The 21,122-nt window shown below is 50.7% G+C and carries 8 protein-coding genes; all 8 read right to left on the bottom strand.

Annotated features, from left to right (window positions below):
* Nucleotides 1-50 precede the first annotated feature (50 nt).
* The 8 genes from ACTUJZ_RS02540 to ACTUJZ_RS02505 all read right to left on the bottom strand — a co-directional run bounded on the left by ACTUJZ_RS02540 (nt 51) and on the right by ACTUJZ_RS02505 (nt 20,955).
* A complete protein-coding gene (locus ACTUJZ_RS02540; RefSeq protein ID WP_463634690.1) occupies nt 51-3,065 on the bottom strand; it encodes a TonB-dependent receptor in 3,015 nt (1,004 codons plus the stop codon).
* Between the two features lie 263 nt (nt 3,066-3,328).
* The gene (locus ACTUJZ_RS02535) at nt 3,329-7,708 is read right to left on the bottom strand and encodes an alpha-1,6-glucosidase domain-containing protein (protein WP_463634689.1); all 4,380 of its coding nucleotides are present in this window, start codon (nt 7,706-7,708) and stop codon (nt 3,329-3,331) included.
* A gap of 9 nt (nt 7,709-7,717) precedes the next feature.
* Complete coding sequence (locus ACTUJZ_RS02530) at nt 7,718-10,747, bottom strand: TonB-dependent receptor (protein ID WP_463634688.1); 3,030 nt, start codon at nt 10,745-10,747, stop codon at nt 7,718-7,720.
* Between the two features lie 337 nt (nt 10,748-11,084).
* Entirely contained in the window at nt 11,085-13,925 is a 2,841-nt protein-coding gene (locus tag ACTUJZ_RS02525) for a TonB-dependent receptor (protein ID WP_463634687.1), read from the bottom strand.
* A gap of 452 nt (nt 13,926-14,377) precedes the next feature.
* Complete coding sequence (gene sucD, locus ACTUJZ_RS02520; RefSeq protein WP_463634686.1) at nt 14,378-15,250, bottom strand: succinate--CoA ligase subunit alpha; 873 nt, start codon at nt 15,248-15,250, stop codon at nt 14,378-14,380.
* A complete protein-coding gene (gene sucC, locus ACTUJZ_RS02515; protein WP_463634685.1) occupies nt 15,250-16,416 on the bottom strand; it encodes an ADP-forming succinate--CoA ligase subunit beta in 1,167 nt (388 codons plus the stop codon). The genes sucD and sucC overlap by 1 nt, the downstream gene beginning before the upstream one ends.
* A gap of 153 nt (nt 16,417-16,569) precedes the next feature.
* Complete coding sequence (gene odhB / locus ACTUJZ_RS02510; RefSeq protein ID WP_463634684.1) at nt 16,570-18,126, bottom strand: 2-oxoglutarate dehydrogenase complex dihydrolipoyllysine-residue succinyltransferase; 1,557 nt, start codon at nt 18,124-18,126, stop codon at nt 16,570-16,572.
* A 9-nt stretch (nt 18,127-18,135) separates the two neighbouring features.
* Nucleotides 18,136-20,955 (bottom strand): 2-oxoglutarate dehydrogenase E1 component, encoded by a 2,820-nt coding sequence (locus ACTUJZ_RS02505; protein ID WP_463634683.1) that lies wholly within the window; start codon nt 20,953-20,955, stop codon nt 18,136-18,138.
* Nucleotides 20,956-21,122 lie beyond the last annotated feature (167 nt).

Genomic DNA, 21,122 nt, shown 5'->3' with positions numbered 1-21,122 from the left:
CCTTTTTTTACTTTGCACTCAAATGTGCACTGTGTCCATTTAACCGCAGATTAATAGCGTGCCTCAAAGGTCAAACGTACAGAGCGTGGCGCCTGCCACGAATAAGCAGCCCCATAAAACGGATTGACTGTGCCTTCCTCAATTTCATAATGCTCATTGGTCGAGGTGGCTTCCTGGGTATTAAGCAGATTCAGTACATTCACCGCCATACGCATATCTACGTCCTGATAGGTAAACTGATACGCTGCCGAGACATCCAGATTAAAGGTCCACGGCGTACGTCCGGCAGTACCGCGCGGGTTAAAGCCAAACTCTTTATCCGCCTGGGCACAAACCTCATCAGCGCCTAACTCCACAGTACAACCGGTGCGGACATAGTAAGTATCCCCATAGCTGCCGTACACATTCGGGTCAGTGCTGGGATAGCTTTGCCCAAACGCGGTCAGCGGTCGGCCGCTTTGCAGTGAGGAGTTAAAGCCCACCACCAGGTTGTCGGTTACATCATAGGAGCCAAACAGTTTGAAGGTATGACGACGATCATTAGGCTGGTAACCGTAGGCACCGTCCATCAATGCCGGGAAGTCAAAGTCCTGGGTGATACCGGCATCAGCCTGGTCGATATCAGATTTCACCGCACCTTCAAAATTACCCACACTGCGCGCCCAGGTATACTGGAAGTTCAGGCGGTACACATCGGCAACATAATTCAGCTTCAGCTGTACCGAGGTGTATTCGTTTTCCCCTTCTGGCAGTTGCAGGGTTTCGGCCGAATGGGTAGTCAGCGAGCCCTCGTCGGCTTCACCGTCAAACAACGGCAGCTTGGACTCATCCAGTTGCTCGCCATCCCAGTAATAGCCATCTTTAAACCAGCTCATGTCTTCGCCGGGGTTAAGCATCACACAATACGGGTAGGCATAAATACCGCAATAATCATCCAGTGCACTGGTGACTTCACGATAAGTACCGGTGATTTCTGCGGTGAGCGAATCATTCACGCTGAACTGGTAGCCCAAGATATATTCGTCACGGGAGAACGGATCGGCTTCCTGGGCCTGAAAAGTAGCCTGGGTGGGAACTGCCGATACCGACGAGGTGGTTTGCGAGTTACCTACCGCGCCATTGACCGGATCGATGCCCAGCGGTGCGCCGGTGCGCCCATCAATATCATTAAAGGTATAATACGTGGTGGTATCGCTCACCCCACTGGCGGCCCGGTAGATGGTGTTGTTGGCGATGGGCAGATAATACTTGCCATAATTACCGTACAGCTTGGACTCCCCATTCCCTAGCACATCCCAGCTAAAGCCTAAGCGCGGTGCTATATCAGTATCAAAGTCAAACAGGGTTTTGCCGGTGGTGCCATCCCCTTCAAACATGTCCTTACGCACACCTAAGGTCAGCATCAGGTTATTGGTCACCTGCCATTTGTCTTCCAGGTAATACGCGGTGAGATTTGACTCAAACGACCCGCCGCCGTCAAAGATGCGGTCTGAGACCAAATCCTGCGCCGCATTGGTGTTGTTGGTGTACAGCGCACCGTTGTCACCCTGGATCGTAGAGCCGGACGCCAGCGTGAAATAACGGTAGGAATGGCCGCCCACCGGGCGCGTGATACGCGTAGTGGCGCGATCCTGTTTATCGATACCGGCAGAGATCAGATGATCACCCCAGTAATATTCAATGTCCAATCGGTATTGAGTATTTTCATCAAAGTTGTCACCAAAAGAACCGCCGGGGCCGCATTGCGGTGCATTGCCGCCATCACGTTCATCAGCAATAGTGGGACATTCTAAATTGGTGGGCGCGGTTTCGTACTGGGTTTCAATTTCGCCCCACATGGCGGTGACCGACAAATCGTTAGTCAGATAGCCGGTGTACGTCACACTTTGTGCTTCGCCGCCGCGCTTACGTAAAAACGAGCCTGAGTAATCGCCGATGGTCTGGGTTTCCGGATCATATTCAAACACATCTTCGGTGGCATCGTTTTGGTCCGAATAAGCAAAATAGCTTAAGCGATGGCCTTCGGTGATGTCCCAGTCCACCTTGGCACCCCAGAACAGATTGTCGGAGCCGCTGGATTCGCGATGACGCAACTGATCGGTGCTGGTAAATTCATCAGAGCCCGATACATAGGTAAAGTCCCGCGATACCGAGCGTGGGTTGACCAAGGCATAGATAAATAGCTTATCTTCTATGATAGGACCGGCAGCCGAGATGCTGTAATCCCACTCGTCGTTTTCATTTAAGCGCTGGTCACGAAACACCCGCCCGGTGCTGCCCCGGCCACGGCTCACATTGCCTTCTTCCTGTAAGGCAGATGGTTCCCAGTTGGCAACAAAATCAAAGCGCCATTCATTGGTACCGCTTTTGGTCACTGCGTTAATCAGGCCACCGGTTGCGCGGCCGTATTCGGCCGAAAAGCCACCGGTTTTGACCTGAAATTCTTTGTACATTTCAAATGGTACCGCGCCACAGCCTAAGCCCTGACGGGTGTCGGTCACTTCTAGCCCATTAATATAGCAGGCATTTTCAGCCACCGAAGCGCCCCCGAACGAGGCTACATTGCCAAAACCGGAGTCGCCCTGCACCACGCCGGGTGCCAACAGCGCTACCGCGGTAATATTCCGGGCAATGGGCATGCGATCGATTTGTTCTTCGCCCAGGATCAGGCCGGAATCGGTAGAGGATAAGTCAATGGCTGACACCCGCGCGCCGGTCACTTCAATACGCTCGGCATTCATCGCTGCCACATTAAAATCAGCGCGCTTGGATGAACCCAGGTTGACCTGGATCTGGACTTCGGCAACTACTGCGCCTTCACGTTTTATCTGGATGACATAAGTACCGGTGTCCATTTTGGCAAATCGATAACTGCCATCGTCATTAACCTCAACGGTACGAGAAAACCCGGTTTCTGGGTTGGTGGCGGTTACTGTGAGTTGCGATTGAGCAGAGGCCTCAATCTGGCCGGAGATACTGGAGGTGCTGCCGCCGGCGGCCAGCGCTGGTGCTGATACGCCGATGGCAGTGCTGATCGCCAGTGCGATCACACTTTGTCTTAGCATGTTTGCTCCCTGGAATGGATAGATAATTGTTTTTACATCTTTTTATTGTCGGGCTGTTGGCCACAGCCTGCAGAGATACAATCAAAGATGAAAACGAATTAACAAACATCATCGCCAGGCGACATACACACACGGCAAACTGCATAACTATTTAATATACCCGACATAAATGCCTAAATAACCGCCAATCCTGCATATTCATTTGCATACCAAATAAAAAAAGCTCCCGTAGGAGCTTTTTCAACGTTGGTATTAGGTACCAATTATATGGCTGTCACCGTCAGGCGCAAATTCAATTTATCCGGGCCTTCAACTGTAAACAGGTAAGTGCCTGCCGGGGCATCGATCAGCAAGTTGTTATTGCTGGTGCCCAGGATTTTCATCTTGCCCAGTGACACTTCGTTGCTGGCTGCATCATCCGGGTTGCCCAGGTTCACCGTACTCCAGTCTTCAGAGGCCACTTTAAACTGTTTGGGCCCGCCGTCCAGGGTCACGGTGACGGTATAGACACCCCCGCCCTGGTAGGCAAACTGCGCGCTGGTGCCCCAGTCGGTCATCTCGCCACGCAGATACACCGCGGTGCCGGCAAAGAAGTCTTCCACAAACACTTTTAACACCGGGTTAGCCGCGTCAGTTAGATCAAACACAAACACATAGTCGTTGGTTTCCTCAATCGTGACTTCCAGGTTGCTGCCATTGTCGGCCAATGCGACCTGCCCATCTACCGCAACAGCACGCGCTTCGGCAGTGTCCTGCGTCGCGCCAAAATTGACCACACTGTAGTCTTCATTGGCGACTTTGAACTGATAGGTCCCCGGATCCAGAGTGATAGCCGCGCCATACAGTTTGTCACCCCGATAGGTAAAGGCATTATCGGTCCCCCAGCTGTTAAAATCACCGCGCAAATACACTGTGGTATTGGCATATGGCTCTTCATAACGCACTGTCAGTACCGGGGCATCTTTATCCGCTGAGGCATCCAGCACGAACTCATACAAGGCATCAGTCGGTGCGGTAAACGCCAGATTGTCACCACCAGCACGCAAAGTCACCACCTCATCCAGCGCCACCGTTGCCACTACATCGGCGCCCAGATTGACCGTAGACCAGTCCTCAGAGGCCACTTTGAAACCATAGGTACTGTTGGCACTCAGCATCGCGCTCGCCGTGTAGACGCCATCACCCTGATAGGTGAAGCTGTCGGTGGTACCCCAGCTGTTCATATCACCACGCAGCAACACGGTAGTGTCATTGTACGGGGCCACATCTGGTGCACCTGAGGTGGCGATGGCCGACAGACCATAACCCTGGGCACCACTTTGCGGTTTAACAAACACTGCCATAGTCAACGCCGGTACCGTGAACTGTCCGCCATTTTCACCTTCGTTAAAGGAGGCGCTGGCAACGGTAGCATCCATCGAATTGGCCAGCACCGGGTGCAGCTGGAAGCCGCTGGCCGTGGCCACCTCAATGGTCTTTTCGCTATAGCCGGTGTTGATCACCACCATCATGGCATCCACCGACGGATCCAGGTCAGCTAACGGGGTTTCATCGCTTTCATTAAACCCATCATCCAGACTCATGGCAATCAGGCCAGCCTGCTGATTTTTACCCAGGTTATGAAAGCCCACACGCTGCTTGATCGCTTTTGCTGTGGTCAGGCGGAACAAGGGCGAGGTCGTACGGATTTGTAAAAATTCGGCAAAAATGTCGGACGCATACAAAATATCGGACATCTGGGCATCACGCTCAGGTTCGAAGATAAACTGCAGCATCTCCGGCCATCTTTCTTCGTTTTTCTCTGCCGGCGGCAGGCCTACATTCCAGTTATTGGTTGTGTAGGTGAAATCTACATAGTTAAACCAGTCGCCTGAGTTGTAGCTGTCACGATCCATAGATTTAGAACGCAACATGTCGCCACCCATTTGCAAAAACGGAATGCCCTGCGCCATCAACGGAATGCTGATGCCGATATTCTGCGCACGTACCCGCTCGGCCAGTGAAATATCATCGGGCAAGGTATAGTTGAATTGGTCCCACAGCGTTTCATTATCATGCTTAGATACATAGTTAATGATATCTGCCGGGTCCAGCGCATAGCCGCCCAGTGCCTGAGTTTCTACTGCTGCGCCAGTGTGGGTTTCTAGTAAAAAGTTGGTCAGCGTACCGGCCAGGCTCATTTTGACCTTGTCCTGGTCAGCCAGCCCGGTAGAGGCATCGCGGCTAAAGATATTACCCTGGCGCACCGCTTCACGAATGCGGTCATTAAAGGTACCGATTTGCGTGCCAGCCATGTTGAACTGGCTGGCCTGCTCGTAGCCCGGGTAAGTTTTCACCCAGCCTTCACCGTAAAAATAATTATCTGCATCCACAGCCTGGACGGCTTCGCGCAAACGCACCATGGTATCCACGGTGGCCTGGCTCATGATATCAAAGCGAAAAGCATCATATTTGTATTCGCTGGCCCACATCACCAGAGAATCCTTCATCAGCTTTTCCATCATGACATTTTGCGGCTCGGTGTCCTCACAGCAGGTTTCACGAATAATTTCGCCGCTTTCTGCATCATAACGGTGATAATAGCCGGGTACGGTTTTATCCAGTACTGACTTGGGAAACACGCCTGATTCATTGGTGTGGTTGTACACCACATCCAGCGCCACACGCAGACCCAGTTCGTGCAAAGCCTGCACCATGGCACGCATTTCCACAATTCGGGCCACCGATTCAGCATCGCTGGCATAACTGCCTTCCGGCGCACTGAAATGATGTGGATCATAGCCCCAGTTAAAAGTGTCGATCCCTTGCAGTTGCTGAGTCAGCTCCTGTGCTTTGCCCTGCTCTGTCGACGGCGAGTAGCTTTCATACACATCAATGATGCGCGCGTCGGCTGCTTCTTCGTCACATACAGTGGCATCGCGGTTTAATCGGCACAGATCGCCGATAGTGCTGTATAAATTGATGCTCTGGGCCGGGTCTTCATTGATAGAGGCAATGTCATTGGCTGGTAAAATATGAAAATAATTCAGGCCGGCATCCACCAGCTTTTGCAAATGCATGACCGGTGCGCTGTTGGTCTCGGTAAAGGCCAGATAATTACCCCGGTTTTCTTCACTGACCGACTCATCGCGGGCACTGAAATCACGAATATGACCTTCGTAAATCACTGCATCTTCAGGGTTGGCGATGGTCGGTACACTGTGATCATCCCAACCGGCAGGTTTCAAGTCATCATCGGCCAGATTTACAAAGCGTGAAAAACGCCCGTTAGTGGTCACCGACACCGAATACGGGTCAGTCACTTCCAATGTTTCAATGGCATCGGTGGCCGGTGTATACACGGTCACTTCATAGCGGTACAAGGTACGGTCCAGCGCCATATCGCCGGTGTAGCTCCAGACACCGGAGGCATCATCGCGCTGCATGTCGATGCGGTTTGCCAGCGTTTTATTGTCGTTGTAGCTCAGCAACGCCACCGATTGCGCAGTAGGTGCCCACACCCGGGCCGTGATTTGGCCATCGGCATAGGTTACGCCTAACGTTGCTTCATCGGCATCGTTGTCGCTTTGGGTATACAGCTGATCCAGCACCCGGGCAATCTGAATGCCGGTAGCGGCAATCAGTTTGCCATCGCTATCATAACCGCCCAGTACGGTCTGGGTTTGCAGCACCGCTTTGGCGTCCTCGGCACTCCAGTCGCCGGCAAAGGCTGGCCAATCGGCGACATACGGATAGATTTGACGCTGTTCTTCGCTCAGGCTGGCAGATTGCAGCGCAAACACTTCACCATTTAAACCTTCTTCCAGCGAGGTTTCTAAGCTGGCATCAGCCGAATAATGCAGTTTGACCTCCATGACTGCCTCAGGGGCATTCCATACAAAGGTGTTAGCATCCAGCCAGTGCGCTGCCGCGCCTTCAATTTCAACCGGTTGCGGACCTAAGCTGTCGATGGGATATTCAAACAGCGTGGGTTCACCGGATAAGGTGAAATTCATGCGCACATAGGTTTCATCATCCTGAACCAATGACGCCTGAAAATCGCCGCCCCCCATTTCCTTGCCGGCATCATCGGTGCCTTTATGGATAATAAAATTGTGGCAGCTGCCATAATCGGCTTTTAAGTCCAGTACCCAGTAGGCCCCATAAGTGGGGTCGATGCCCGAGATGGTGCGGCCATTGTCCCAGGCAGTATCAGGGTCGGCGTAGGCATCACATTCATCATTGTTCCAGGTATGCAGTTTCCAGCCATCGTAGGCCGGATCATTAGGCGTATTATCGGCATCCACATCGCCGCGATTGTAGTACAACACCGCCTGGTTGGCGCCTGGGAAAAAGACCGGGTCTGGCAGGTCCGGATTGGCACCGACCACACAGGCATCGTTGGCTTCATTGGGCACAGTGGGCGGATCGCAGGCGATAGGCGGTGGCGGCACACATTCGGTGCCACTTTCATTAGGCACATTGGGTACGTCGCAGGTCAGCAGATTGCTGTTACCCGATTCCACATCCGCACCGCCACAGGCGGTGAGAAAAAATAAGGCAGCAAAGCAAATAGCCACCATCCTTGAGAAAGATCTCATACACATAGCAAACTCCGAAAGAGGCTCAGGCTGACGCAAACGCGCTGAAGTTATTGTTTTCATGCTCAGTCCTTAAAACGAGTACGTCATACCCAGATAATACTGGGTGCCGAAAAACTGAATGGTGCCGGTTTGCGCCTGGTTACCAAAGTAACTGCGGGTGGGCTCGTCGGTTAAGTTGTTCACCTGGAATAAAGCACTAAGATTATCGGTAAAGTCATACGATGCCTGATAATCCACTACCAGCTCTTCAGCAAAGTTAACGGTCTGGTCATTCACGGCCACCTGCTCCGACACAAACGCATCGCGGTAGCGGCCGGAAATCCGTGTTTCAAAGCCGTTGTAATCCCAGAACACAGTCAGCGTGGCCACATTTTCCGACAATCCGGGCAACTGGCTGGCAAACACGCCATCACTTAAGGTGCGCTGAATTTCACTTTCGGTATAGGAGTAGCTGGCATCCACCCCTAAGCCGGACCATAAGCCAGGCAGCATGCTGTAAATATGGGTGTAGGCAATCTCAATACCGCGTATGTAGCCGCCTTTGGCGTTGTTAACGGCGGTGTCGTAACGGCCATTTTCCGTCGGGACCGTGACAAACAGCGGATCGCCGTTGGCATCGGTGGCTGCTTCTGGCTCCTGACCGACAAATTCGGTTTCTAAGAATACCGGGACCTGTACATTATCCGGGGTGACAAAGCCATTAGCGGCAAAATCATACGGTTCAATGCCAATGTTTTCGATAAACGAATCAATGTCTTTATAGAAGCCGGCTACTACGATGGCGCCGTCTGACTCACTAAAATAGTACTCGTACGACAGGTCATACTGGGTAGCGTAGAATGGGTCCAGATACGGGCTGTTGCGCGACGATCCATTCACCCTGGCAGTAGGCCGTGACAAGGTGACTTCGCCGGAATCGCGGTCCATTACCGCGCTGACATCTTCTACGGTGGTAGAAGCATTGGCCGCAAAGCGATTAATAGGCGCCCGACCCATGACCTTGGCCGCAGCAAAGCGCAGTTGGGTTTGGTCAGTAAGCTTAAAGTTTAAGTTCAGTGACGGCAGCCAGTCGGTAAATTCGTGGCTGAGTACTGTCGGGCGGTAGAAGTTATTCACCAGGCCCACTTCGTCGGTAATATTTTGCGCCCCGGCTGCCGGATCGCTGACCTCAATCTGGTTACCGGTTTCTTCATCGGTGATCAATTGGGTGGCGCGTTGTAAGGTGGTAGCACTTTGTTTAGAACGCACATAGCGCACACCGATGTTACCGGTAATGGGAATTCCGGCTTCAAAATCCAGGTTGGCCATCAGGTAGGCGGCATTTACGGTTTCAAATACCTGGCCACTTTCCTGAATGGTCCAGGCTGTGTTGTCGCCGGTACCCGGGCCGTTAATGACACCGGCGGCACCTGGGCCCCAGGTTTGTACCGGTTCAGGCCGGCCTTCAGGGAACCAGGCAGCCAATGCAGCATCTTGGTTAATCGATAGATAGCTGGGGAAATAACTAAAATCGCCCGACCAGTTAACCTGCTCGACCATGTCCTCGGTCAGGCGCAGCGCTGGCTCGCTAACAGAAAAGGCCCCATCATCGCCGTATTCAAATACCGAGCGCTGGTTATTGTATTCACGATCGGAGTAGCGGTAACCAAATTCCAAGGACGAGACAAACGGGGTACTGGTGTAATACTGAAAATCGACGCGATACGCATCCAGCTCATCTTCATTTTCAAACGGGTAAATACCATATTTACTCAGCATTACCCGGTTGATGTCATCAAAGGCGTCGGCCTGATTAAACGCCACATCCGGCAAATTCAGTTCATTTAAGCGGTAGGCGATCTGAATATTTTCGTCTAATACCGGGTTTGCAGCAGCCGCGTCTTCGGCGACTAAGCTCCACAGCAATCCATTTCTGAAGTTACTTTCGGCTTTAGACAGTGAAATATCAAACTGGGCATTCAGCGAATCACTGATTTGCCAGTCTGCTTTGATGCCATAACTTTCAACTTTATCAAAATCCTGGTTATCATCATTGACCAGCTCTACACGGGCGAAATTGTCATCGGTGCGGGAAAAGACACCACCAATCACCGCATTATTCACCACCACCGGATTGGTAATTTCAGAATTCGGCCCGCCTAACTTCACCCGCATGCCACGAGCAAAGGCTTCGGTATCAAATTTTGAGATAAAGGCATCGGCTTTAATAGAAAACACATTCGACGGCGCCCATTCCAGCGAGGCCATGTAACCGTTTCGGGTTTCTTCACCACCACTGTGTTGCAACTCAAAGCCTTCGCTGACCAGTTCGCATTCGGGGCAATCGGTGCCGGCGTTGTCCGTATCGCCTTCGATGCCATCAACATCAATCTGCTGGTTATTGGCAAACCCGACAAACTGTGTGGCTACGCTGGGTTGATATAAGCGGGCAAACCCGGCCGAAACCCCGACTGTGTTATCAAAAAACTGGCCCTGATAGGAAAAGCTGACACGGTGACCGAATTCGGTGGCATCCGACACTTCGCTGGCCCGGTCGTTGTACATACCGCGCACATTGGCATTAAAGGTATGCACTTTTTCGTTATTTAAGGCACTGGCGGTTTTTAATTCCACGGTACCGGCCACACCGCCTTCAATCAGCGACGCTTTTGGGGATTTGTAGACTGCCGCAGAGTTGATAAGCTCAGAAGGATACTGGTCAAATTCGATGGCCCGACTGCCACTGGTGGAAACCTGTTCGCGCCCGTTGAGGGTCGAGAACACAAAATCACCGGCCAGACCCCGGATGTTAATCTCGGCTGCCTGACCGCCGGTACGAACCGCGGAGATCCCCGGCAGACGGGTCAGTGCATCAGCCATTGATACATCCGGTAAACCACCTAAATCATCGGCTGAGATTTGTTCGGTGACCGTATCGGAAAAGCGTTTTTGATTGAGTGATTTTATCAGGCTGGTACTAAACCCTCTGACTTCGATGCGCTCAACGGCTTCTTCATCCGGGGGCGTGGTGTTTTCCTGCGCGGCAGCGAGCAGCGGCGTCAAAGACAGCCCGCTTGCCATCAGCACAGCGGTTATGGAATTCGGTTTAAATATATTCATGGTGTCCCATTTTTTCCGTGTTATTTTCGTGTAAAAAATATCCCATCCCTTTTACACGAAGGGTTCACCCGAAATATATCGTTTTGCTCAATTTTAGAGCAACATCATGCATACGTATTCATAACAAATTAATATACATATCGTTCACAAAAGTAACAGAAGCGTTAACGCAGATAGGAATGTTCGTGATGTGGTCAGCAACGCCATTGAATGTATAGAATATGGCAATCAACGTACACGGTCTTATTGGCCAGCGCACTCGCGCCATACAGACATAAACATGCAAAAAAAACCGCAGGCTGGGGCGCTGCGGTTTTTTGCTTGCTCTGTGGCTTAATTAAAACGAGTAATTAAAGCCTAACAGGTAGTTAGCACCGTAAGACTGGTGCAATGTGACCTGGCGGGAATCAGTGCCAGCTGTCTGCACATCTTCTTCGTCGGTCAGGTTTTGCGCCTGCAAGGTGACACGTAGGCCTTCCAGTGACTGAATACCAGATTCGCTGAAATCATAACCAATCTGTGCATCAATAAAGGTACCGCCCTGGTTAGTTGAATCTGACAGAGCCAAACTCAGACCACGGGTTTCAGTTAGGTAATCTGAACGCTTGGTCCCGGCTACCCGGATCTCAAAGCCAGCATTTTCATAATATACCGTCAGGCTATAGTTTTCGTCTGACAGACCGGGGATCCGTGTTTCAGTGGTGCCCGGTGAGGCATCGGCCTGGCCATCCAGGAAGGTGGCACTGGCAAACAAACCAAATCCTTGCAATGATTCATGGATCAGTTCAGCGGGTAAGCTACCCTGGATTTCATAGCCACGTACAAAACCTTCATAGCCATCTTCCGGGCGGCTACGCTCGCCGACAAACAACTCAGGTACCTGCCCTTCAGAACCCTGGTGAATGCTTGGAATATAGAATTCACTGAAGTCCGTTTGTACCGCATTGCTTCTGTGCCAGTTTTTCAGATCTTTGAAGAACCAGGACACAGCCACATAGCCAGTATCGGCAAAGTAATTTTCGTAAGCCAAATCAATTTGGTTAGCTTCGTACGGTTTCAGCTCAGGGTTACCCGCACTGCCACTCCACGGTGAGTTATCCGGATCGGTGCTGGTGATACGTGCATCCTGGAAGGCAAAAGACACCTGGTTGTTCGGACGCATATCATCCATACGCGGGCGAGTCAGTACTTTGGCCAGACCTAACCGGACGAATTCCCCTTCACCAATTTCAGCGCTTAAGTTAAGTGTCGGCAGAACATCGGTGTAATCTGCGCCACCGGAGGCTGGCAGCGACTCTACAAAGCCCAGTTCATTTTTAGTGGTGGCAAAACCGGTAGATTGCTGGTCAGCATGCACCACCTGTAAGCCCAGGTTACCACGGATATAAATATCACTTACCTGCGTATCGATATCCAGCTTGGTATAAAACGTCGTGAGTTTTTCTTCAACCGTGTAGGTATCACCTAAACGGCCGGTTTCGATTTGCTGAGCATTTAGCTCATCATAGTAACCGCTGTTATACAGGCCCAGTGCGTCATAGGCTAAAATACCTTCGATACCCACAAAGTCCAGCGAGGTTACACCTAACACATCAGGAATCGCTCCACTGGCTGGATATTCTGGAGATACCAGGAATGCACCGTTGTTGTCTTTGGATTTTGTGCGATCAGAATAGATTGCGCCAATCTCAATACCTGAGAATACCCCCCATTCAACAAAGCCCTTGGTGCTCAGACGTACTGAATCCAGTTCTTCTTTAAAGATTGGCTGGTTAACAAACCCATCCTGGCCGTCAGCAGCAAATAACTGGTTACCATTTTCATCTGTCAACGACTGGCCCCATGGCTGCGGGCCGGCTAAACGGATCAGTGACGGATCAGTCAGATCGATGGTAGGCAGGCTTGGGTGATCAGAAAACATCACGCCGTCCCCGGTCATTTCCCACGAGCGCGCAGTGAGTGCGCGACCTTCGGTGCCAGCACGGCCAGTACCCGAGTAACTTTCGACGTCAGTAATAGTTTTATCGACTTCACCGGTAGACACATCGGCGTGGATGCTCCAGTTTTCATTCAGCAGATATTCTAAGTTCAGACCAAAGGTCTTCAACTCGGCTTCCTGTTCACGCACATCGTTACGAATAACGCTATAAAAACCATCGTGATAAGCACGGGTAGCCAGGCCATCCTGCACTTCGGTTACGGTGTAATCCACACCACCCCACACCGGGCCGCCTTCTTCGACACCACGGCGTGCATCGTTTTCCACAAAGTCGATGTACAGGGCATCCAGCTGCATGGTCAGGTTATCGGTGGGTGCCCACTGAATAACCGCAGCAACAGAATCCCGCTCCATCATAGCTGAACGAGCAAAGCTATCGTGTCCGCCCAGAATAGAAACCGAATCTTTGGAAATATCAATGCCTTCAGCACCTGTACCTGGTTCGGCATTCGGGTAGCCCCAGCCGCGGAACTGTTGTTCCTGACGCGGCGACTCCATGGTAGCAAAAGTTAGTGCTACGCCTAATGTGTCATCGGCAAACTGATCAATCCAGTTGAACGACAAACGGTGGCCGTTGTCATCAAAATCCGGGTTAGCCGCATCTTCGGCATTTTTTTCGTAGGTACCATTGATGGTAAAGGTTTGCTCAGCAACCAGTGGCTTAACAGTTTGCAGGTCTACAGAGCCACCAATATTTTGCGTAACCATGCCCGCTTCTGGGGTTTTGTATACCAAAATATTTGAAATGATCTCAGTAGGATACAGATCGAATTCGACACCCCGGTTGTCACCCATACCTAACAGCTCACGGCCATTTAGTGAGGTGCCCACATAGTTTTCATTAAAACCGCGCACCGAAATACCACTGGTACGGCCGTTACGACGCTCACCGGATAAACCAGGCAAGCGCGCCAGGGATTCGGCGATACTGGTGTCAGGCAATTTACCAATATCTTCCGCAGATAGCGCTTCTACAATTGAGGTGTTATCCATCTTGATAGCCTGGGCTCGCTGCAGACTGCCGCGAATGCCAGAAACCTCAATAACTTCTACCGGTGGCTCTTCAGGCTGAGCAGAAACGGCATCGATGTCTTGCTGCGCCAGCGCTGGTGCACCCACAGTGCCCAGGCCGCTTGCAATTAGCGCGATTTTAATTAAATTTGGTTTAAAGTGTTTCATTATGTAGGTGTCCCATTACTATCCACAAAACCCTGCTGTTGTTATTTTTGCTTTTGCAGGACAGATGTAAAAATCAGGCTAAATCCTATCTTTAAAGACCACAGCACGACAATCTTTTGCATACGTATTCATACGCAAATTTATACATCTAATTAACAGTCGTAAAAAAACACTGCTGGTTTGTGATCAAAAATAGATATTTTAAGTAGCTGTTTTTGTTGGATTAAAAGGGGTTAGATAAATTTTAGGATGAGCAAATGCAAATAAAAAGTAGCACGCAATTGGTATAGCTTTTGCGGATGTTAAGAATTGTTAAAGTAAGCCTGATTCAGAAGGGTTGAAGTTTAAACAGATTAATTATTAAGCAGATAATCTTAAAGATAATAGCTTTGTTATTACACAAAAAACCCGCCAGGTGGCGGGTTTTTTATAACACATATAAATACAACAGCTTACCAGCCGGTCGCTTCACGTAGTGCTTTACCGATGTCGGCCAGAGAGCGAACGGTTTTCACACCCGCATCTTCAAGGGCAGCAAATTTTTCATCTGCCGTACCTTTACCACCGGCAATGATGGCGCCGGCATGGCCCATACGCTTACCCGGAGGCGCTGTAACACCTGCGATGTAAGAAACTACTGGCTTAGTCACATTTTCTTTAATGAATGCAGCAGCTTCTTCTTCTGCTGTTCCGCCGATTTCACCGATCATCACGATGGCTTCAGTTTGCGGATCGTCCTGGAACAATTTCAGGATATCGATGAAGTTTGAACCCGGGATAGGGTCACCGCCGATGCCTACACAGGTAGACTGGCCAAAACCTTCATCCGTAGTTTGCTTAACTGCTTCATACGTCAAAGTACCAGAGCGAGACACGATGCCCACTTTACCTGGCTTGTGAATATGACCAGGCATGATACCGATCTTAGACTCTCCTGGCGTGATCACACCCGGGCAATTTGGACCGATAAGACGTACGCCTTTGGCATCAACATATTCTTTAACATACAGCATATCCAGCGTAGGGATACCTTCTGTAATACAAACAATCAGTTCAATACCGGCATCAGCGGCTTCAACGATTGAGTCTTTACAAAATGGTGCAGGTACATAGATCACAGATGCAGTGGCACCGGTTTGCTCAACCGCTTCACGCACTGTGTTAAATACTGGCAGACCCAGGTGCTCAGTGCCGCCTTTGCCTGGCGTTACACCGCCAACCATCTGCGTACCATAGGCAATGGCTTGTTCAGAGTGAAAGGTACCCTGACCGCCAGTGAAACCCTGGCAAATTACTTTAGTGTCTTTATTGATTAAAACTGACATTATTTGCCCTCCGCCGCTTTAACAACTTGCTGAGCTGCGTCAGTCAGGCTGCTTGCAGCAATGATATCAAGGCCAGAGTCAGCCAGAACCTGACGACCCTTATCGGCATTTGTACCTTCCAGACGTACTACCACAGGGACATTTACGCCTACTTCTTTTACTGCGCCGATGATACCTTCTGCAATCATGTCACAACGGACGATACCGCCGAAGATGTTAACCAGAACGGCTTTTACGTTGTCATCAGACAAGATAATTTTGAATGCTTCAGCAACACGCTCTTTGGTCGCACCGCCACCAACATCCAGGAAGTTGGCTGGCTTGCCGCCGTGCAGATTAACAATATCCATGGTACCCATGGCCAGGCCAGCGCCGTTAACCATACAGCCAACATTGCCATCCAGAGCCACATAGTTCAGTTCAAACTGCGCAGCGTGAGCTTCGCGCGAATCTTCTTGCGAAGGATCGTGCATAGCTTTTACTTTAGGCTGGCGATACAGCGCGTTGCCATCGATACCAACTTTGGCATCCAGACAGTGCAGATTGCCGTCAGTTTTGATAACCAGAGGGTTGATTTCAATCAGCGCCACGTCCAGTTCTTCAAACATTTTCGCCAGACCCATGAAGATCTTAACAAATTGCTTAATTTGGTCGCCTTCCAGGCCCAGTTTGAACGCCATTTCGCGTGCCTGATACGGCTGCGGACCAACGATTGGGTCGATTTCAGCTTTTAGGATTTTTTCTGGTGTTTCTTCGGCAACAGTTTCAATCTCAACACCGCCTTCGGTGGAGGCCATGAACACAACACGTTGTGTGCCACGGTCAACGACAGCACCTAAGTACAGTTCGTTGGCGATGTCAGTGCACGACTCAACCAGGATTTTGCTTACTGGCTGACCATTTTCATCTGTCTGAAAAGTCACCAGATTATTGCCCAGCCATTTCTCAGCAAAGGCGCGGATGTCATCTTTGTTTTTGAACAGCTTCACGCCGCCCGCTTTACCGCGACCACCTGCGTGGACCTGACATTTTACAACCCATTCTTCACCGCCAATGCGGTCAGCCGCTTCAACAGCACCTTCTGGTGTGTCTGATGCGAATCCTTCAGAAACAGGCAAGCCATATTCTTTGAATAGCTGCTTACCTTGGTATTCATGCAAATTCATGGTGTTTCTTTCCGATTATTAGTAAGACAAAAGCCGCTTAGAGCGACTTGATTAACTTGACCGACCAGCCCGCAGGCCAGCCGACAATGTGCTTATGACACCCCAAGGATACCTTCAGGGTGCCGTTACACACAATTCAGTGCGACAAAAGTCTTAGACATCCAACAGCAGACGTGTTGGATCTTCCAGCATTTCTTTTACTGTGACCAGGAAGCCGACCGATTCTTTACCATCGATAATACGGTGGTCATAAGACAGCGCCAGATACATCATTGGTAAGATCTCTACTTTACCATTGACCGCCATTGGACGCTCCTGAATTTTATGCATACCCAGGATCGCACTTTGCGGCGGATTGATGATTGGCGTGGATAGCAATGAACCAAATACCCCGCCATTGGTAATGGTGAAGTTACCGCCCTGCAACTCTGCCATGGTCAGTTTGCCATCACGGCCTTTGATTGCCAGGTCCTTGATGCCTTTTTCTACCCCAGCCATACCCAGCGTGTCGGTATCTTTTAATACCGGTGTTACCAGGCCGCGTGGTGTTGATACCGCAATAGAGATATCAAAGTAGTTATGATAGCAAATATCATCGCCATCTAACGACGCATTCACTTCAGGGAAGCGCTTCAAGGCTTCAGTTACCGCTTTCACATAGAAAGACATAAAGCCCAGGCGAATACCGTGACGCTTTTCAAAGCTGTCCTGATACTGCTTGCGCAGGTCCATGATTGGCTTCATGTTGACTTCGTTGAACGTAGTCAGCATGGCGGTGGAGTTTTTGGCTTCCAGCAGACGGTTCGCGATAGTCTTACGCAGACGCGTCATAGGTACGCGTTTTTCAGTACGCTCGCCAGTAGGCAGTTCAGCTGGCTGCTCCTGCTGTTGCGATTTTGATGCCGATGCAGATTTGCTTTGACCCTGATCAGATTTCAGATGCTTTTCCACATCTTCTTTAGTGATCCGGCCATTTTTACCGGTGCCTTTGACCTTGGCAGCATCGATACCTTTTTCCGCCAGTAAACGACGTACCGACGGGCTAAGTGCGTCACTGTCGCTGTCAGTATCAGATTCAACACCTTCATCGGTAGAATCTTTGGCCACCTGGGCAGTGCCACCTTCAACAAACTTGGCAATCACTTCTTCGGCTGACACATTGGCGCCTTCTTCAGCCAGGATTTCCGCCACGGAACCATCCGCAGGGGCAACCACTTCCAGCACCACTTTGTCGGTTTCGATGTCAACCAGGTTCTGGTCACGACTAACTTGCTCACCCACGGACACATGCCAGGTGGCGATAGTGGCGTCGGCCACAGACTCAGGCAGCACCGGTACTTTTACGTCGGTTGTTTTACCGCCTTTGTCCGCAGTTTTAGCTTCAGCTTTTTCGCTGGACTTTTCGTCTTTCTGGCTATCTTGAGATGACTTTTTGTCGCTTTCATCAGCCTTGGCTTTGCTGTCAGCTTTACCGTTTTCGTCCAGGTTAGCAATAACCTGTTCGCCTAACACGGTTTCGCCTTCGTCATTAATGATTTCACTGATAACACCGTCGGCAGGTGCTACAACTTCCAGCACTACCTTATCGGTTTCAATATCAACCAGGTTCTGATCGCGTTTTACCGAGTCACCGGCCTTGACGTGCCAGGTTGCAATGGTGGCATCGGCAACTGACTCTGGTAGGACCGGAACTTTAATCTCAATTGTCATCATTGTTCCTTATTTAATCGTGAGTGCGTCTTCAACCAGGGCTTTTTGCTGCTGATTGTGGACTGATACATAACCTACGGCAGGTGAAGCCGATGCTTCACGGCCTGCATATGACAGCTTGGCGCCTTCTGGAATGGTTGCCCAGAAATGATGCTGGCTGTTATACCAGGCACCCTGATTCTGTGGCTCTTCCTGACACCAAACCCAATCTTTGACGTGACTGTACTGGGCCACGACTTTAGCACATTCCTCAGACGGGAATGGATAAAGCTGCTCCAATCGGATGATGGCAACGTCTGTTTGCTCATTTTTGCGGCGCTGATCGACCAAATCGTAGTAAACCTTGCCCGAGCACATGACCACGCGCTTGACCTCTGACGGGTCCAGATCATCCACTTCACCAATCACATTGTGGAACACCCCTTCGGCCAGTTCTTCCCAGCTAGAGGTGGCCTGCGCATGCCGTAGCAGCGACTTAGGCGACATGACAATCAACGGCTTACGCATGGGGCGCAGCATTTGACGACGCAGCATATTAAATACCTGTGCCGGTGTCGAGGGGATACACACCTGCCAGTTGTGGTCGGCGCACAATTGTAAGAAGCGTTCCAAACGTGCAGAACTATGCTCCGGACCCTGCCCTTCATAACCATGTGGCAGCAAGACTGTCAGACCACATAAACGGCCCCATTTGGCTTCACCAGAACTTAAGAACTGGTCAAACACCACCTGCGCGCCATTGGCAAAGTCACCAAATTGTGCTTCCCAAATGGTCAGACAGCTCGGCTCTGCTGTGGCAAAGCCGTATTCAAATGCCATTACCGCTTCTTCTGACAACACAGAATCGTATATTTCGATTTCGCCCTGACCCTCACGGATATGCTGGAGTGGCATATAAGTGGAGCCATCGGTTTGGTTGTGGAGTACCGCATGACGGTGGAAGAAGGTACCACGGCCCGAATCCTGGCCGGTAAAACGAATGCTGCTACCGTGATCCACCAGGCTGGCATAGGCTAAGTTTTCAGCCATTCCCCAGTCGAGTTTTTTCTCGCCGGCCACCATCGCCTTACGATCCTGATACAGCTTATTGACCCGTGAATGCAGTTTCACATCTTCCGGAAAGCTGGTAATTTTCTCGCCCAGCTCTTTAAGTTTTTCTACCGTGATGCTGCCATCATAGTCCACATCCCAGTCGTGGCCTAAAAACGGTGACCAGTCCACCGAGTGCTCGGTCATCGGCCGCCATTCATCTACTACACAGGCACCGTGGTCTAACGCGGCGCGATAATCTTCTAGCATCTTATCCGCGTCACGCTGCTCAATGATGCCTTCGGCGATCAGCTGATCAGCGTACAATACGCGGGGTACCGGATGCTTTTTGATTTTCTGATACATCAGCGGCTGGGTGGCATTCGGCTCATCGGCCTCGTTGTGGCCGTGGCGGCGATAGCACACCAGGTCAATCACCACATCTTTTTTGAACTTGTTGCGATATTCCAGCGCCAGCTTGGTGACAAAAGCCACGGCTTCTGGATCATCAGCATTCACGTGAAAAATCGGCGCCTGCACCATTTTAGCAATGTCAGTACAGTATTGCGTGGAGCGGGTATCTTCCAACTTGGAGGTTGTAAAGCCCACCTGGTTATTAATCACGATGCGGACTGTGCCACCCACTGCAAAGCCGCGGGTTTCAGACATATTAAAGGTTTCTTGCACCACACCCTGACCGGCAATGGCTGAGTCACCGTGAATGGTGATAGGCAACACCGCGCTGGTATCGTTGTTACGGCGCACTAAGCGGGCACGTACAGAGCCCATCACCACTGGATTTACAATTTCCAGGTGTGACGGGTTAAACGCCAGTGCCAGGTGCACATTACCGCCTGGCGTAGCAAAGTCAGATGAATAGCCAGCGTGGTACTTCACATCACCCGAGCCTAAGCTTTCATCATGTTTACCGGCAAACTCATCAAACAGTACCGACGGGTTTTTGCCCAGTACATTAACCAGTACATTCAGGCGGCCACGGTGAGCCATGCCCACGACGACTTCTTTGGCCCCGGCAGTACCGGCTTCGCTGATCAGGCCTTTAAGCATCGGAATCAGTGAATCGCCGCCTTCCAGCGAGAAGCGTTTGGCGCCCGGGAATTTTGAAGACAGGTATTTTTCCATTCCATCAGCAGCCACCAGACCTTTCAAAATGGATAACTTCTGGTCTTTGCTGATTTCCGGCTTGGCCTGCACAGATTCTATTTTTTGTTGAATCCAGCGCTTTTGTTCGGTATCAGTAATGTGCATATATTCTGCACCTACCGAGCCACAATAGGTCCGATTCAGCGATTTGAACAGATCGCCCAGTGACATCGATTCGCCGTTATAGGCATACGATCCAGTATTGAAGATGCTGTCGAAATCAGACTCGGAAAGATTGTGGTGAGATAATTCTAAATCCCGCACCCGAGGTTGTTGCCACAGGCCTAACGGGTCCAGATTAGCGTGCTGATGACCGCGAAAACGGTACGCATTGATAAGCTGAAGCACCTTGACCTGACGGCCGTCGGCGGCGCTGGCATTGTCCTGAGAAGGCGTGGCCATTCTCGCGGTGGGTCCTAATGCGGCCAGTTTTTTGAACTGGTCACGAATGGCAGAATGGTTTTTTTCTAGTTCTGCCCCTTCTACTTTAGGCAGGTTATCGAAGACTTGTCGCCAGGAATCTGAAACACTCTGCGGATCTTCGAGGTACATTTCGTACAACTCTTCGACATAGGCGGCATTGGCGCCAGCCATGTGCGACGAATCCCACCATGCTTTCATCACGCTTTCTTGCATTTTTGTGCCTTGCTACGTTTTGTAAAAACTGAAATAACACGAGGCGCTTATTATGACTGTTATTTACAACAGAACCAACCATTTAGGCCACGTATATAAAAAAATAGCCATCCGCGAAGGGATGGCCATTTAGGGGTTCACACTCTGTAAATTTTTTATTTACAGAA

The organism is Alteromonas sp. WD8-37, assembly GCF_055326825.1.
The sequence above is the reverse complement of the archived record's forward strand: the minus strand, read 5'-3'. Positions and strand labels throughout refer to the sequence as shown.